At 50.0% G+C, this 15,577-nt stretch carries 13 protein-coding genes; 7 read left to right on the top strand and 6 right to left on the bottom strand.

Going from position 1 to position 15,577, the window contains the following annotated elements; translation table 11 throughout:
- Nucleotides 1-56: 56 nt before the first annotated feature.
- Genes QNN86_RS19995 through QNN86_RS19985 form a run of 3 tightly spaced genes read right to left on the bottom strand, consistent with a single transcriptional unit; the run spans nucleotide 57 to nucleotide 2,616 of the window.
- The gene (locus QNN86_RS19995; RefSeq protein WP_414212291.1) at nucleotides 57-1,061 is read right to left on the bottom strand and encodes a carbohydrate kinase family protein; all 1,005 of its coding nucleotides are present in this window, start codon (nucleotides 1,059-1,061) and stop codon (nucleotides 57-59) included.
- On the bottom strand, nucleotides 1,058-1,918 hold the full coding sequence (locus tag QNN86_RS19990) for a ketose 1,6-bisphosphate aldolase (protein WP_181618055.1): 861 nt from the start codon (nucleotides 1,916-1,918) through the stop codon (nucleotides 1,058-1,060). The genes QNN86_RS19995 and QNN86_RS19990 overlap by 4 nt, the downstream gene beginning before the upstream one ends.
- A 14-nt stretch (nucleotides 1,919-1,932) precedes the next feature.
- Entirely contained in the window at nucleotides 1,933-2,616 is a 684-nt protein-coding gene (locus QNN86_RS19985) for a D-lyxose/D-mannose family sugar isomerase (RefSeq protein ID WP_115259680.1), read from the bottom strand.
- A gap of 559 nt (nucleotides 2,617-3,175) precedes the next feature.
- Here QNN86_RS19985 and QNN86_RS19980 point away from each other — a divergent pair.
- The 7 genes from QNN86_RS19980 to QNN86_RS19950 are packed head-to-tail and all read left to right on the top strand — an operon-like array spanning nucleotide 3,176 to nucleotide 11,917.
- Nucleotides 3,176-5,716, top strand: coding sequence for a type VI secretion system Vgr family protein (locus QNN86_RS19980; protein WP_414212275.1), 2,541 nt, complete (start codon nucleotides 3,176-3,178; stop codon nucleotides 5,714-5,716).
- Nucleotides 5,709-7,805 (top strand): DUF3274 domain-containing protein, encoded by a 2,097-nt coding sequence (locus QNN86_RS19975; RefSeq protein ID WP_414212274.1) that lies wholly within the window; start codon nucleotides 5,709-5,711, stop codon nucleotides 7,803-7,805. Before QNN86_RS19980 ends, QNN86_RS19975 begins: the two co-directional genes overlap by 8 nt.
- A gap of 9 nt (nucleotides 7,806-7,814) precedes the next feature.
- Nucleotides 7,815-8,594 (top strand): hypothetical protein, encoded by a 780-nt coding sequence (locus QNN86_RS19970; protein ID WP_414212273.1) that lies wholly within the window; start codon nucleotides 7,815-7,817, stop codon nucleotides 8,592-8,594.
- A gap of 46 nt (nucleotides 8,595-8,640) precedes the next feature.
- Complete coding sequence (locus QNN86_RS19965) at nucleotides 8,641-9,426, top strand: hypothetical protein (RefSeq protein WP_414212272.1); 786 nt, start codon at nucleotides 8,641-8,643, stop codon at nucleotides 9,424-9,426.
- 46 nt (nucleotides 9,427-9,472) lie between these two features.
- Nucleotides 9,473-10,252 (top strand): hypothetical protein, encoded by a 780-nt coding sequence (locus QNN86_RS19960; protein WP_414212271.1) that lies wholly within the window; start codon nucleotides 9,473-9,475, stop codon nucleotides 10,250-10,252.
- Between the two features lies 1 nt (nucleotide 10,253).
- Nucleotides 10,254-10,514 (top strand): PAAR domain-containing protein, encoded by a 261-nt coding sequence (locus QNN86_RS19955; protein WP_096758672.1) that lies wholly within the window; start codon nucleotides 10,254-10,256, stop codon nucleotides 10,512-10,514.
- Nucleotides 10,511-11,917 (top strand): hypothetical protein, encoded by a 1,407-nt coding sequence (locus QNN86_RS19950; protein WP_414212270.1) that lies wholly within the window; start codon nucleotides 10,511-10,513, stop codon nucleotides 11,915-11,917. The genes QNN86_RS19955 and QNN86_RS19950 overlap by 4 nt, the downstream gene beginning before the upstream one ends.
- A gap of 71 nt (nucleotides 11,918-11,988) precedes the next feature.
- On the opposite strand, the gene QNN86_RS19945 is transcribed toward QNN86_RS19950, so the two are convergent.
- From QNN86_RS19945 to QNN86_RS19935, 3 genes are all read right to left on the bottom strand, one after another.
- Entirely contained in the window at nucleotides 11,989-12,930 is a 942-nt protein-coding gene (locus tag QNN86_RS19945) for an ABC transporter substrate-binding protein (protein ID WP_279277376.1), read from the bottom strand.
- Between the two features lie 88 nt (nucleotides 12,931-13,018).
- Entirely contained in the window at nucleotides 13,019-14,014 is a 996-nt protein-coding gene (locus QNN86_RS19940; protein ID WP_096758670.1) for an ABC transporter permease subunit, read from the bottom strand.
- Nucleotides 14,007-15,530, bottom strand: a complete 1,524-nt coding sequence (locus tag QNN86_RS19935; RefSeq protein ID WP_096758669.1) for a sugar ABC transporter ATP-binding protein — start codon at nucleotides 15,528-15,530, stop codon at nucleotides 14,007-14,009. Before QNN86_RS19935 ends, QNN86_RS19940 begins: the two co-directional genes overlap by 8 nt.
- Nucleotides 15,531-15,577: the final 47 nt, after the last annotated feature.

Raw genomic sequence — 15,577 nt, 5'->3', positions numbered from 1 at the left:
CCTTATCCAGCCTACAAAAGCGATAATGGCTACGTAGGCCTGATAAGCGCAGCGCATCAGGCATCAGCCACCCCAGCTTTTAACTCCTCCAGCGTTTTCGCGCCGTCGATGGCATTGGCGCACAGCAAGCTGGCCCGCGCGCAGGCGTGCGCCAGCCGGATACTCTCTTCCAGCGACCAGTGCTCATGGCAGCCATACAAAAATCCGGCGCAAAATGCATCCCCCGCACCGACGCTGCCCACGATCTCCTCCTGCGCCAGATACTGCGAAGGGATCCATGTGCCGTCTCGATCCGGCGTTTCGCCCCAGGCGCCTTCCGGGCAGTGGATCACCACCCGCTGGCGCACGCCCGCGTCCAGCAGCTCACGTGCGGCGCTGGCGATGTGCGGGATATGCAGCTCGCCGTTGGGCTGTCGGATAGTCAGTCCGCTGAACTCCCCGGCCTCCAGCTCGTTGATCACCAGATAGTCGAGATGACGTAATGCAGGCATCACCAGCGGTTGATAGCGCGGGTCGCCCTTGCGCGACACCAGGTCCAGCGACGTTTCAAACCCGTTATCGCGCATTTGCGCCAGTAGCCGGGCGCTACGGGTACCGAATTCAGCATCCGGCCTATCCAGGCTGTCGAGCAGCAGCAGATAGCCGAGATGGAAAATTTTCATCGTGCTATCAAGCTGCTCAAAGGCGGGGAGATCCAGCAACCGGTTTGCGCCGGGAGAATGAAAAAAAGTGCGCTGACCGCTCGGGTCGGTCATCACCTGCGACATCGAGGTAGGGGCGGATGTGGTGCGTTGCACGTGTTGGCGATTCACGTGGTACTGCTCAAGCATCGCCATAATGTAGTCGCCATCGCTGTCCTGACCGATCAATCCCACCGCCTGCAGCGGCAGCCCGGTGTGCATTTTTGCCAGCGTCAGCAGCACGTTCAGCGGCGCACCGCCGGTAGCGCGTTCGCTGTGGGTGATCTCCGCCAGCCAGCCGCACTCCGGCCACTGCACAATTTGATGCACATGATCGACCAGCATGTTGCCTGCGGCGATAATACCTCTGCGTTCCATCAGACCCGTCCCGCGCTGCCAAAGATGCGCATCTGTTCGGAGACGGTATCGGTAATGGCCTCTTCGATACCCAGCAGCAGCTCAGCAAATTCGTCGTACAGCGGCTGGCGATTTGCCATCCGCGTCTCCACCGCCGCCAGCGCCGCTTGCGACATGCCGGTATAGAAGTTGATTTTGTGGATGCCGAGCTCGATGGCGCGACGGAAATCGTCGTCGCTAATGCCGGAACCGCCGTGCAGCACCAGCGGGATCGCTGCCTGCTGGCGAATAGCGTCCAGCCGCGGGAAGTCGAGTTTGGGGTCGCCTTTGTACTTGCCGTGGGCATTGCCAATGGCGACGGCTAAGGCATCAATGCCGGTTCTGTCGACGAAATCCCGTGCCAGCATCGGGTCGGTAAACAGCGACTCGTCGGCATGGCCGTACAGCGCTCCGCCTTCATCGCCGCCGACGGCCCCCAGCTCCGCTTCCACCGATACGCCGACGGCGTGGCACATCTTCACCACCTCGCGGGTCTGACGAATATTCTCCTCGTACTCCAGCGTAGATCCATCGAACATCACCGAGCTGAAACCTAAGCGCAGCGCCCGCACCACCGACTCAAAATGCAGGCCGTGATCGAGGTTAAGCACCACCGGAATGTCATGGCGTGCGGCTTCGAACTTTACCGCTTCGACCAGAGAATCCAGCGAGATATATTTAAAATGTACTTCGGCAATGTTGATAATAAATGGCGATCGTTCCTGCTTCGCAGCGGCAAACAGCGCACGCAGGAAGTGCGAATCCAGAACGTTAAACGCGCCTAATGCATAGCGGTGCTCGCGGGCGTGGGCGAGGCCATCGGCGAGGGAAATCAACGGCATAATGCGCTCCTTGGTTAGCGGAACAGGCGATATTCGTTACACAACACCAGCAGCGCCGGTTCGTCTTCTTCAATGTCGTTATAGCGGGCGATGGGTTGCAGGAAATGGTTATCGTGATCGTCGTCGTTAACCGAAGAGACCTCGCCAACCAGCACGTCGCCAAACCCTTCTTCGGCCCAGAAGCTATGATACAGACCGGGCGTCAGACAGATGCTTTCCCCTGGCGTCAGGCGCAGCTGGCTGCCCGCTGCGTGCGTTTGCCGGCAGCCGTCAATCACTACGCTGACGTCGCTGTCTTCCGTTTGTTCTCTGACTCCGGCGTTCCACAGTTCGACAATCAAATTACCGCCGCCGCGATTGATAATGTCTTCGCGTTTGCGCCAGTGAAAATGCATGGGCGTGACCTGGCCATCGCGGACGTGCATGATTTTTTCGGCGTAGCATTTCTCATAGGGCATGCCTTTTGGTGAACCATTACGCAGGGTAAACAGCGTTAAGCCCAGGGCGGCAAAGTTATCACCGCCGAATGCGGTGACGTCCCAGCCGAGTTTGAGGTCAAAGACTTCACTCCAGGCTCCGGCGTCGAGTTTGCGCCATTGGGTGGGCGGGAAGCTGGCGAAGGGCGGGAGATGCACATCGTGCAGGGAAAAAAACTGGCGCGTGTGACCCAGAATCTCGTTTATTGCGGAGCGTTTCATCGATTCTCCTGTGGCTGATAAGATGACCTCTCAGTGGCCCTCTCTCAGGGGAGAGGGAGAAAATCAACAGCTTTCCCATGGGAGACATGGGCACAATCCAGTTAGCTCTCCCTGCGTAAAAGAATTAGGGAATGGTTATATTTTATTGTGTTTTTTATGAATGTATGTGATTTATTCGATAAAATAATAAATTAAAGATATTATTTTTAAAATATGATTGTAAATCATAAGTTTAACGTTTTGCCGTTTGTGGGGGAATCCCTGTCTTCTGGGGTTATTTGGAGAGAAGGCGGATCGTGTCCACGCGGTAATAAAATGCCATATCGTAGAATATAAATATTAAAACGCTATCATAAATAAATATGGATTAATTGGGTGTGGTAACTTCCAATTAACACATGGATTAATGCGCCTGAATTATATTACATGTTCGATTAATAGTTGGTAATCCATTTTTTATATTTGCTTTGAGAAAAGGTGACTTTTTTGTCATTATTGTTGATATGCTAGATAAACTCTATTTCTTATGTATTACTTTCTGCTTGCAAGGGATGCGATAATGAAAAAAGGTTCAGCCTTCTACAATCTTGATGGTATATATTTAGGTGATAGTATAAATAAGTATTTATTAACCGTAAGGGAGGCGGGTAATTCAGGGGTACTTGATGTTGAGACAATTGAAGGTCAGGAAAAGCTAAGTGAACCATATAGTTACAAAATTACCTTTACATCTAAAATTAAAAATATCTTACCAGACTCACTGTTAAACGTTGAAGCCACGCTACAAATCAGAGCGCCTAATAATAATTGGAGTGAATACATACGGGGTTCTGAGCGTTGGCTTCTTGAACGGCAAATAGAAGGAATAGTGACGTCATTTTCGCTAATTAGCACCTCCGCAGATGAATCACTGTACGAAATCAAGCTGGAACATAAGCTTGCATTACTCTCACGACGTAAGCGATCGGCTATTTATCTCAACACAAACGTTCCGAAACTGGTCACGCAGATCCTCAACGAACATGCTTTTGCCGATTATGAAATCGACTTTGATACGCTTGTTTGTATCTATCCCAACCGGGAAATGATCGTGCAGTGGGAGGAGTCAGATTTAGCGTTTATTAGCCGCATCCTCTCAGAAGTCGGGATCTGGTTCAGGATCGCAAATCATCATGATGTTCCGCACATTATGGTGCTTATCTTCAGTGATTCACAATGCCAATACATCTTTGATCAAAAGATTATGCACTCATCCCATGCTGGGCTGACATCAAATGATTATTCGATCGATAAGCTGGTATCAACGCACAACGTTGTTTCCGCAGGTGTTAAAGCAAAGAACTTTGACTACCGGCTTGCCAACTCGCTAATACTTCATGCTGATGCCAATGGGGCTGAACAAACATCGACGACGTATGGAATGGATTATCGTTATGCGGATATTCACCATCAGCCGGGATCGAAATTTGCTGAGGAACAACCGGGCGAGTCAAGCTGGTTCTATGCCAAACTGCATCACGAAATTATTCTTAATAATCAGTCCATTTTAAACGGCGTGACCACCAGTCCGTTGATTGTGCCTGGGATGGTGTTGGAAATCGGCGGCGTCATTCCACATGCCTTCACCTCGGGATTTGTGGTAACGGCAATGCGGGTGACGGGCAGGCGTGATGCGGCTCTTCAATCCCAACTGATCGGTATTCCTTACAGTGAGCGCGTTTGCTTTCGACCGCAGCCGTTACCCCGGCCACGTATCGCCGGTACGGTTCCCGCGATCGTTTCATCACCAATAGACAATGACCAATACGCGCATCTCGATGTGCAGGGGCGTTATTGGGTGAAGTTTGATTTTGACCTCGACCAGCACAGGCAAGGTTATGAAAGTATGCCCGTTCGTCTGGCGCGGATTTATGCCGGTGATACTTATGGTCATCACTTCCCCCTTGTCCAGGGGACAGAGGTCGCCATTGCGTTTGAAGGTGGCGATCCGGAAAGACCTTTTATTGCGCATGCGCTGCATCATGCCCCCAAGCCTGACCTCGTCACCAGCCGCAATAATACCCGCAACGTCATCCGCACTGCGGGACTCAACAAGCTGCGGATGGAGGATAAGCGCGGACAGGAACACGTCAAGCTAAGTACTGAGTACGTCAAGACACAGCTTAATATGGGCCATCTTGTCGATGCTGGCGGTAAACCGCGCGGCGAAGGTGCGGAACTGCGCACGGATGACCGGGCAGTGCTGAGGGCAGCAAAGGGGATATTGCTCACGACAGAGGCGCAGCCAAAAGCCCAGGGTAAGCAGCTCGATATGAGCGCGGTTGTTCAGCAGCTTCAGGATGCGCTGACGCTGGCAACGTCTCTGCAACAAAGTGCGCTGACGGCACAGGCGTTAAATGTCGAAATGGGGCCGCAGCAGCAGCTTAACGCCGCGCTTGAACAGCTCACCCGCTCGGGACTGGTGGCCTATGCCGATCATGGTATGGCCCTGCTTACACCGCAAACGATGGCACTGTCAGCAGACAAAGATTTGTCGCTAAACGCCGCCAGTAACGGCAGTTTTAACGTCTTTAAAAAACTGTCAATGGCTGTCGGACAGGGGCTGTCACTTTTCAGCAGAGCCATCGGTATCAAAATCATCGCTGCAAAAGATGATATTTCCGTGCAGGCACAGCGTGGCGAAATGGGCCTGCTTTCTGATAAGCATTTTCATATTCAGAGTATGAACGGCAACGTAACCATCAGCGCCAGGAAGAATATCCAGCTTTTGTGCGGTGGGGGCGGAATCAGAATAAATGAAGACGGCTCCGTAAAAATATTCTCCCCCGCCAAAGTGCAGTTGAAAGGCACCACTCTCGACTGGAGCGGACCGGAATCGGTAAAAGATAAAATCCCTGTCTTTCAGGAAGAGCAGTTTCATCGCCGCATTAAATTACATGGCTCTGGCAACCCAGACGATGTTCTGAAAAATACAAAATTCAAACTGACTAAGGCGTCAGGCGAAACCATTGAAGGCGTCACTGATGATGAAGGAATGACGCCGTTATTGGATATGACTGAAATGGATGAAATGAAAATGGAGATTTTGCCAAATGAGTAACAGTCCCTTTAATCCGCGGGTGGTGGCGACAGGTGTACAGGGCGTGCCTAAATCAACGGGCGGAAAAATGGCTGTCTGCGACGTACCTGTTAAGTATCCCATGCCCTGCATTGTGATCCTTGTGCACGGCGTCAACGATGTAGGCGAGGCATATCAGAATCAGGAGCAGGGTATTATTGCTGGCCTGAATGAACGTATGGGTCGCACGGATATGTATCCGCATGAATGGCACCAGTTCAAAATGGATATGGGCGACGGCGAGCAGCAGAATGTAAAAATGCCCGGACGCAGCCCGGTAATTCCATTTTATTGGGGGTATAAACCCGTCGATCATGCGACATATATAGAAGACCAGCGGCGTTATCGCGAAGAACGGGCTAAATCAGGAGACGCCGCAAAACTGCCTTACAACGCCTATCAGGAAGATGACAACGCAAAGCTGGAAAAGCTGGGGCATATTCCTCAAACCACGTTGAAATATCAGAATGATAATTTCGGCAACGTGCTGGACGATGTGTACGCCAAAAATGGGGGTACCTTTGCCAATGCGACAACCACTATTCCGGATATGTTAGGCCCGGGCTCCGGCGGCCTGGCGAACGGTGCGGCAGGATTTGCATCACTGTATATGAATGCCGGGGATTTTACGCACCCTATTTATGACAACCCGCACCGTATTTATCAGTTTTTTGCCGCACAGCGGCTGGCTGATTTAATCCTGATGATTCGAAGTGAACCGGCAACAAAACTGGACCCAATTAATATTGTTGCACATTCACAGGGGACTATTATCACTATGCTCGCCAATATGCTGGTTATGCAGGCTAATGAGAAACCCGCTGACTGCGTGATACTTAACCATTCCCCCTACGCACTGGAAAAAACGGCTGCTGAAGGTATGACGCCCGGACATCACCAGACGGATCGCGCCCGACAGCAGACGTTCCGCAATTTCTGCCAGTTGATGGCGACCAACGCCAGATACGGCAAGGGGCAATATCACACGCAGGCCGAGATTGATGAATTAGAAGGCGCGCTGTGTCTGAGTAAAACCAATGCACAGTGGCGGCAGAATATACTCTATACGCGTAATAACTTTGGCAAGGTCTATAATTATTTTTGCCCCAATGACAGCGTGGTTTCATTACTTAACGTCCAGGGTTTGGGCTGGCGGGGAGTCCCCCATAACATTGCCAGCGGAATAGACAATCTGCGCCAGCGGGTTTTTTGCGAAAATGGTCCGGAAATAGGCGGCAGCCCGCTGAGCGTGCCTTTTGAAATGCCGGCGTTAGAAAAGGATTGTTTTGATCAGGATACGGGCGCGACCAGACAATATACGTTTTCGGATGTGGTTGTTAACGGCGAGCAGCTCCCCGTTACCTTCAGGCATCAGTTACAGGGGGCGGGAAGTCAGTATAAATATTCGATAGCGCCGGGTTCACCCGATCAGGACATCTCATTTTCTGCAAAGGCGAATGTCATTGCGCGCACTGAAACTGACACTAAAAACCTGAGTGGGGCCGGTTTTGACTATTTACAGCCGGGCCAGGAATTAACGCCCACTGAACTCACGATATTCTCCAAAAAATATGGTAAGCCTTATACCAAAGGCGTTGTCCTGGGCGGGGGATACAATAAGACCGTTCAGTTGATTTATGAAAAAACGCCCGATGAGCTGCAAAAAGAATGGATGCAATCAGAGTGGATTGGTTACAGCCAGCACTCTTCTATTGTTATGTCGAAAGATGCCCCGGCGAAAGCGATGGCCTTCGATCTGGCGGTGGGAATATGCCGGGCATTTGATCACCGCTGCGGAGAATTCTGGACCGAGCTACTCCTGCGCGGGGACTGGCGTATGAAGCGTAATGGTTTTCAGGAAACAGTTGAATATTATAAATCAGGAGTGCTAAACGACAGGAAAACAAAAATATATATGAATAAACCAGATGATGTTTTACCGACAGGAGAGTTTGGCGTGGTTAATGAATATTGTCATTCAACAACGGTTAAACCTGCCAGACATAATGAAATATACAATACCGAGACTCCCAATCTGCAATGGGATATGCCTAAAACACTTAACGTTTAAGGATAAAATATGAAAATGGGAAATGTGGTAAGAGTAATTGTCGGAGTAATTTCACTATGTGTTATCTCTGGCTGTACGAAAAAAACACCCTCACAGATTATTTATCGTTATGATGATAATCGTTATCTGGAATTAAAAGGCTATAATTGTGAGGGAGCGCTTTGGTATCATGATATTAGAAAAAATATCCATAAAGAACTATATGATGGAATATTCGCTCCTTTCAGGATATTTTCGTGGATATATATCCATCCATCGGATAAATACATCTTTATTCCTGAATGGGAACCCGGTGCATACACAATATCTAAAGATTATGGACAAACGTGGCAGGTTGCAACGTATATGTCCCCATCTCAGGGGCAAGAGAAAAATTCAGATGGGAATATGGTCGACAGACCTGAAGGAAAAGAAATAAAAAGAGTGGTGGTGGTCAATAATCAGGCATTTATTACCACGGAGCAGGACCATTTATATATGAGTTCATACCCTTTTGACGACCCGCGTCTGGCCCCGGGTGGTCCGGGTATAGATTATCAATACTTCGATGATACGTATTATCTCTACAGGCCAGGCAAGCATAAATCCAGTGGCAAGTATGTGGACGGTCATACCAGTCCTGAGTTTCCAGGGCGCGCCTGGGGGACGGTGGTGTTTATGAAAGCATCCTTGGCCCATTTAACGGAAGGCTATAAGGCCAACTATCAAAATCTGCCGGACAAAGAACCGGAGGTGGTGGACTATAAGGGCTGGACCCGGATGCGCTGCGATATGGATGCGGGGAAATAATTTGCAATGAGATATGCCCAAACCGCTTAACGTTTAAGGATAAATTATGAATAAGGGAAGTGCGTTAAAAATAATAATCGGAACCATTTCGCTATGCGCTATCTCTGCCTGTACAAAAAAAATACCCTCACAGGTTATTTATCGCTATGATGATAACCGGTATCTGGAACTAAAGGGTTTCAATTGTGATGGCGCACTCTGGTATCATGATGTTAAAAGTAACATTCATAAAGAATTGATTGATGGCGTATTTGCCTCTTTCAGAATTTTCACCGAAACATATATCCATCCTTCCGATAAGTATATTCTCATTCCAAACTGGGAGCCAACGGCATATCTGATATCTAAAAATTATGGTCAAACGTGGCAAGTTGCAACGTATATGGCCTCTTTCCCGGCGTTGGAGAAAAACTCAGACGGTATTATGCGTGATTATCCAGAAGGAAAAGAAATAAAAAGAGTGGTGGTGGTCAATAATCAGGCGTTTATTACCACCTCACAACACCATTTGTATATGAGCTCATACCCTTTTGACGATCCGCGTTTAAAATCAGGCGGTCCGGGTATAGATTATCAATACTTTGATGACACCGACTATCTTTCTATATATACGGACGGAAAGCAAAAATCGAAAGGGAAATATGTGGATGCCCATATGAGACCTGAATCGCCTGGGCGCGCCTGGGGAACGGTCGTTTTTATGAAGGCAGCATTGCCGCATCTAACGGAAGGATATAAGGCGAATTATCAAAATCTTCCCGATAAAGAACCCATAGTGAAAGACTACAAGGGGTGGGATCGTATGCGCTGCAATATGAATGCGGGGAAATAATCTGCAATGGGATATGCCCAAATCGCTTAACGTTTAAGGATGAATTATGAAGCTGGGAAATACGGTAAGAGTAATCGTCGGAGCGATTTCACTATGCGCTATTGCTGCCTGTACAAAAAAAACACCATCACAGGTTATTTATCGCTATGATGATAACCGGTATCTGGAACTAAAGGGCTACGATTGTGAGGGGGCACTTTGGTATCATGACGGTAAAAGAAATATACACAAAGAATTAGTCGATGGTGTCTATTCTACATATCAGATATTTACCGGAGTGTATATTCATCCATCTGATAAGTATATCCTTATACCAAGATGGGAGCCAGATGCTTATAAAATATCCAAAGACTATGGTCAAACATGGCAAGTAGCGAATTATATGGCCTCTTTTTCAGCGCAAGTGAGAAACTCAGACGGCGTTATGCGTGATTATCCAGAAGGGAAAGAAATAAAAAGAGTTGTGGTGAGCAATAACCAAGCATTTATTTCAACTGCGCAGGGGTATTTGTATATGAGCTCATACCCTTTTGACGATCCGCGTTTAAAACCAGGTGGTCCGGGTATAGATTATAAATACTTTGATGATACATATTATCTCTACAGACCAGGCAAGCATAAATCCAGTGGCGAGTATGTAGACGGTCATACCAGTCCTGATTTTCCAGGTGCCGCCTGGGGAACGGTCGTTTTTATGAAGGCAGCATTGCCGCATCTAACGGAAGGATATAAGGCGAATTATCAAAATCTTCCCGATAAAGAACCCATAGTGAAAGACTACAAGGGGTGGGATCGTATGCGCTGCAATATGGAAGCAGGGAAATAAAATGAAAGGTGTTATCAGGTTAAATGACCCACTGGAGAACGGCGGGTATGTTAATAGAGCTTCCGGTAGCCTATTTATGGGGATTCCTGTTGCTTTGCAGGGGGATACTGTTGTTTGTATTCCGCACAAAGGCACCTTTCCCATACTTGATTTTGAGCCAACCTGGACAATGGACGGCAAAGGCGTCGTTGTGGATGGTTGTAGGGCTGCATGCGGCTGTGCAATAAAAACCACTCTGCCAACGGCGGGGACAAGCAAATGAGTAAATGGAAGATACCAAACAAGAATCCCTGGCAAGAATCAGAAAAATTCCCGCTGAATATTATGCTGATTATTAGCTGTGCTATATTTCTGTTTTTTATAACGTACAATATATTCAGCTGGTTGCAGGACAATAAAGTTCCTGATTGTTTGATATGGAATGCAATAGGTATCCCATCGCTAATCGTGTTAGCAATCTGGTGTGTGGTAGTCATCACCTACGGTGTTATATCTTTTCCATGTTACTATGCGGGTTATCTTGAACAGTATGGTATGAATAAGTGGAAAAACTGGGCAAAACAGGCATTGCCTCTTTTAGACTATTCATCCATTCTCCCGGTGCCTGAACTGGCATTAAAAATTCAGAAACTAGAGGGTGAAGCGCCAGCAGGTTCTGCAACGCCGTTACGAATTGATATTGAAGTTGACTCAATGGATGACGTCAGAGTTGATAACGTGCTAAGACAGTTGATAGAACCTCTCAAAAATTCCCTTGTCAGAGATTATCGTCCATTTAATACCTGGCTGTACGTTAAGGGAGCGGATGACACTATCGGCAATAGTTTCAAGGCGGTGCTGGCAAGCCTGGGCATCCCCAACGATAAGGTCGGGAAAATTAATATTCTTGACGAATGTCCTGATTATTTCTTAATCAATGACTGGATTGATTTAAATAACTCTGAAAACAACCTGGTTATTACTGTTGAATTGCACGATGAAAGTGATTCTGATTTTTTCGAGAGTGCTAATGCTTTTATTTTTACCAATGCAAAACTGCTTGCAGATAAAGACACGCCTTTATATTTATTACGCATGATGGACAGTACTCCATATTATCTTGATGAAATCGTAAGTACATATCTTTCTGCACAACAAGTGGATGTTGGAAAAATTAAAAAACTGTGGTTCAATTCACTGGATAAGCAGTCAAAATTCGTATTGTTTAGTGGGATAGAAAGCGCAACAACGAGTATTTTAGCCGATAGTCGATATGAACTGGAGGCTGTCACTGGGAAAAGCTCAGAGGTTCAGCGCTGGGTTATATTAGCGTTGGCTGCGGATGCAGCAAAATATGGGAAAGGGCATCAGTTATTCGCCAGTACATCCGCAGATACTATTCAATCCGGCATAATAGCTGCTAAATATCCAGGATGTTGCCCTGCACTTGATAAGCTGGATTTCCATGATTATTGGAGAATCATAAAATTGTGCGCAATTATTTTATGGTGTATCGGGTTTGTAAGTCTCGTACCACTGGAACTGTTCAAAAGTCACCCAGGGTATACGTTTATTCCTTTAGTTATTGGTATTCTGGTTATTTATACGGCGGTGATGATTTTTTCTTTTATACTGACTCATAATATAGAGCAGAAAATGAATATTTATTACTCGCAGTTTTTATGAGGTAAGCGCCCTGACGGGCGCTCTTGCTTCGTTTACTCTCTTGCGGAGGTGGGTATCAGTCAATTCAGGGCTTATTTCACCGTCCAACCCTTATAGCTGCCGACGTTGTTCTTATCGATCATCGTCACTGGGATCAGCACGGGCTCTTTCGGTGCGGGTTTACCCTGCAATATGTCATAGCCGATTTCGACCGCTTTGGCTGCCATTACCTGCGGATCTTGTGCCGGAGTCGCCACAAATAATGAGTTTTCTCGCTTCAGCGCCTCTTCGCCGTCCGGCGATCCGTCGACGCCGACAATAAAGAATTCACTACGCTGCGCCTGTTTTGCAGCCAGATCGGCCCCAATCGCTGTCGGATCGTTAATGGCGAACACGCCGTCGATCTTCGGATTGGCCGCCAGCAGAGCTGTCATGATCTCCAGCCCGCCTTCACGGCTGCCCTTCGCGTTCTGATTATGCGACAGCACCTTGATGTCCGGGTGGCGTTTGAACTCGGTCTGGCAGCCTTCTACGCGGTTCTGCACGGCGGAAACCGGCGGCCCGTTGATGATAACGACGTTGCCTTTGCCTTTCAGGCGGTCGGTAATGTATTTACAGGCCATTTCGCCGGCCTGGGTGTTATCGGAGGTAATGGTCGCGTCAGCGCCTTCGGCTGCCACGTCAACGGCGACCACCACGATCCCCGCGTCTTTCGCCCGTTTAACCGCCGGGCCGATGCCTTTGGAATCCGCCGCGTTAAGAATGATCATATCGACTTTGGCAGCAATAAAGTTGTCGATCTGCGACACCTGCTGGCCGAGGTCGTAGCCGCTGGACACCAGCGTCACTTTGACGTTATCACCCGCCAGTTTGCGCGCTTCCAGCTCCGCACCTTTGGTTATCTGCACGAAGAACGGGTTGGCAAGATCGCCGACCGTTACGCCGATGGATTTCAGTTCTTTTGCCTGCACATACGGCGTCGTGGCAAGCAGTGCGCCAGCACAGAGCGCGGTAACTAATGGCTTCAAACGCATACTCGTTTCCTCACGTAGGGTATTGTTGTTATACGCCTGATGGCGCTGTGCTTATCAGGCCTACAAATGGGTAGGCCAGTAAGCTTGTCTATGCACTTTGATGGTGTCGGGTACGGTATTTGTCGATGAGCACCGCTATGATGATCACCGCCCCTTTGATCACCAGTTGCCAGAAATAAGACACGCCCATTAGCGTCATGCCGTTATTGAGTGTAGCGATAATCAACGCCCCCACCAGCGTGCCGGTGATGGTGCCGATCCCGCCGACAAAACTGGTGCCGCCGAGGATCACCGCGGCGATGGCGTCCAGCTCATAGCCCATGCCCAGGTTGCCGTTGGCGCTGTACAGTCGCGAGGCGCTCATCACCCCGCCGAGGCCGGAAAGCAGCCCGCTCATGCCGTAGACGAACAGCAGCACCAGCCACACTTTGATACCGGTTAACCGTGCGGCCTGCATGTTGCCGCCCACCGCGTAAATATGAACGCCCAACGTGGTGCGACGCAGAATGAACCAGCACACCGCAATGACCGCCAACGCAATCACCACCAGCCACGGGATCGGGCCGAGGTAGTTGTTACCGATCCACTCGAAGCTGATATTGGAGTTGATAACCGTGGTGCCGTCCGCCAGCAGGTAAGCCGCGCCGCGCAGCGCGGTATAGGTGCCGAGGGTGACGATAAACGGTGGCAGTCCGGCAAAGGCGACCAGTGCGCCGTTAAACAGCCCCAGTGCCAGGCCAAGCATCAATGCCGCCGGGATCGACAACATTGCCAGCTCCGGGATCAGCGACACGACCATCGCCGCCACCGCGGTGGTGCCGAGAATGGAACCGACGGAAAGGTCGATCCCACCGGTGAGAATGATGAAGGTCATCCCCGCTGCCAGCACGATGTTGATCGACGCCTGACGGGTGATGTTGAGCAGGTTACTTTCGGTAAAAAAGTTGGGTGCGATAAAACCAAATACCGCCACAATCAGGATTAAAATGGGCAAGATACCGACCGTTTGCATCAGATCGCCCATCAACATTTTTTTCGCCGAGGCGGATTTGGCCACCGGCTGGGAAGGGGTTGGATTATTCATGGGACACCGCCTGATGATGGGAGTCGTTCACGCCGGTTGCCAGCGTCATAATATTTTCCTGAGTAATGCTTTGTCCGTTCAGCTCACCGGCAATACTGCCTTCGCGCATCACGTACACCCGGTCACTCATGCCGACCACTTCCGGCAGTTCGCTGGAGATCATTAAGATCGCCACACCTTTGCGCGCCATCTCGTTCATGATCCGGTAGATCTCGCTTTTGGCGCCGACGTCCACGCCGCGCGTGGGTTCGTCGAGGATCAAAATGCGTGGGCCAATCGCCACCCAGCGAGAGATAAGTAATTTTTGCTGATTGCCGCCGGACAGTCCGCCCGCGCGGACCTGCGCGTGGGGTACGCGGATGTTGAGCAACTGAATGGCGTCATCGGAGATGGTCTGCGCTTTTTTGCGGTTCAGCATGCCCCAGTTGGCGTCACGCTCCAGCGTGGCCATGGTGATGTTTTCTGCCGCTGCCAGCTCTAAAAACAGCCCCTGTTCTTTACGGTTCTCGGTCAGAAAGCCGATGCCGTGGTCGATGGCCTCACGCGGGGAGTGGATCACCACCGGCTCGCCGTCGACTTCAATCATGCCGCTGATGGCTTTGCGCACGCCAAAAATCAGCTGCGCCAGCTCGGAGCGACCGGCACCGACCAGCCCGGCCAGGCCGACAATCTCCCCGGAACGCACCAGTAAACTGCACGGCTGGACTTTGTTGCCATCGGTCAGGTGATGCACGTTCAGGCGCGCCTTGCCTAAAGGGATATCGCGTTCTTTGTTGAACAGATCGCTTAACGGGCGGCCGACCATCATGCGCACCAGTTCAGAGGCGTTAAGCTTGTCGCGGGTCAGGCTGCCGACGTACTGCCCGTCGCGCAACACGCTGACGCGATCCGAAAGTTCATATACTTCCGCCATGCGGTGGCTGATGTAGATAATTGCCATCCCTTCATCACGCAGGCGCATGATCAGCTCAAACAGGCGGTGGGTTTCACGTGAAGAGAGGGCGGCGGTGGGTTCATCCATGACCAGGATGCGGCTGTTACGGTGCAGGGCGCGGGCGATTTCGACCTGCTGCTGCTCGGCGATGGTCAGCGTCATGACCCGATCGCTGGCCTTAAACTGTGCCCCGAGCCGGTCGATGACCTTTTGCGCCTGCATCACCATCTCTTTGCGCTGTACCAGACCACCGCGCGACAGTTCGCTGCCAAGAAAGATATTTTCCGCCACCGTCAGATTTGGCGCGAGCTGCATCTCCTGATAAATCAGCGTGATGCCAGCGCTCAGCGCATCCTTGGGTCCGCGAATATGAAAGGGCTGACCGTCAATTAAGATCTCACCGCTGGTGGCGGTATAGGCCCCGGCGAGGATCTTCATCAGGGTACTTTTCCCGGCGCCGTTTTCACCCATCAGGGCGTGGATTTCGCCGGACCACACTGTTAAATCGACCCCTTTCAGCGCGTAAAATTTGCCGAATGCTTTGGCAATGTTGCGCATCTCCAGAACCGGTGTCTTGCTCATAACGGATCTCCTGCGGGGTGGCCGATATCAGCAGTCCATCACAGGAA

This window comes from Citrobacter sp. C348 (assembly GCF_047467975.1).
In the GTDB taxonomy this organism is placed as follows: domain Bacteria; phylum Pseudomonadota; class Gammaproteobacteria; order Enterobacterales; family Enterobacteriaceae; genus Citrobacter; species Citrobacter gillenii.
Note: the sequence above shows the minus strand (reverse complement) of the source record. Positions and strands in the feature narration are given on the sequence as shown.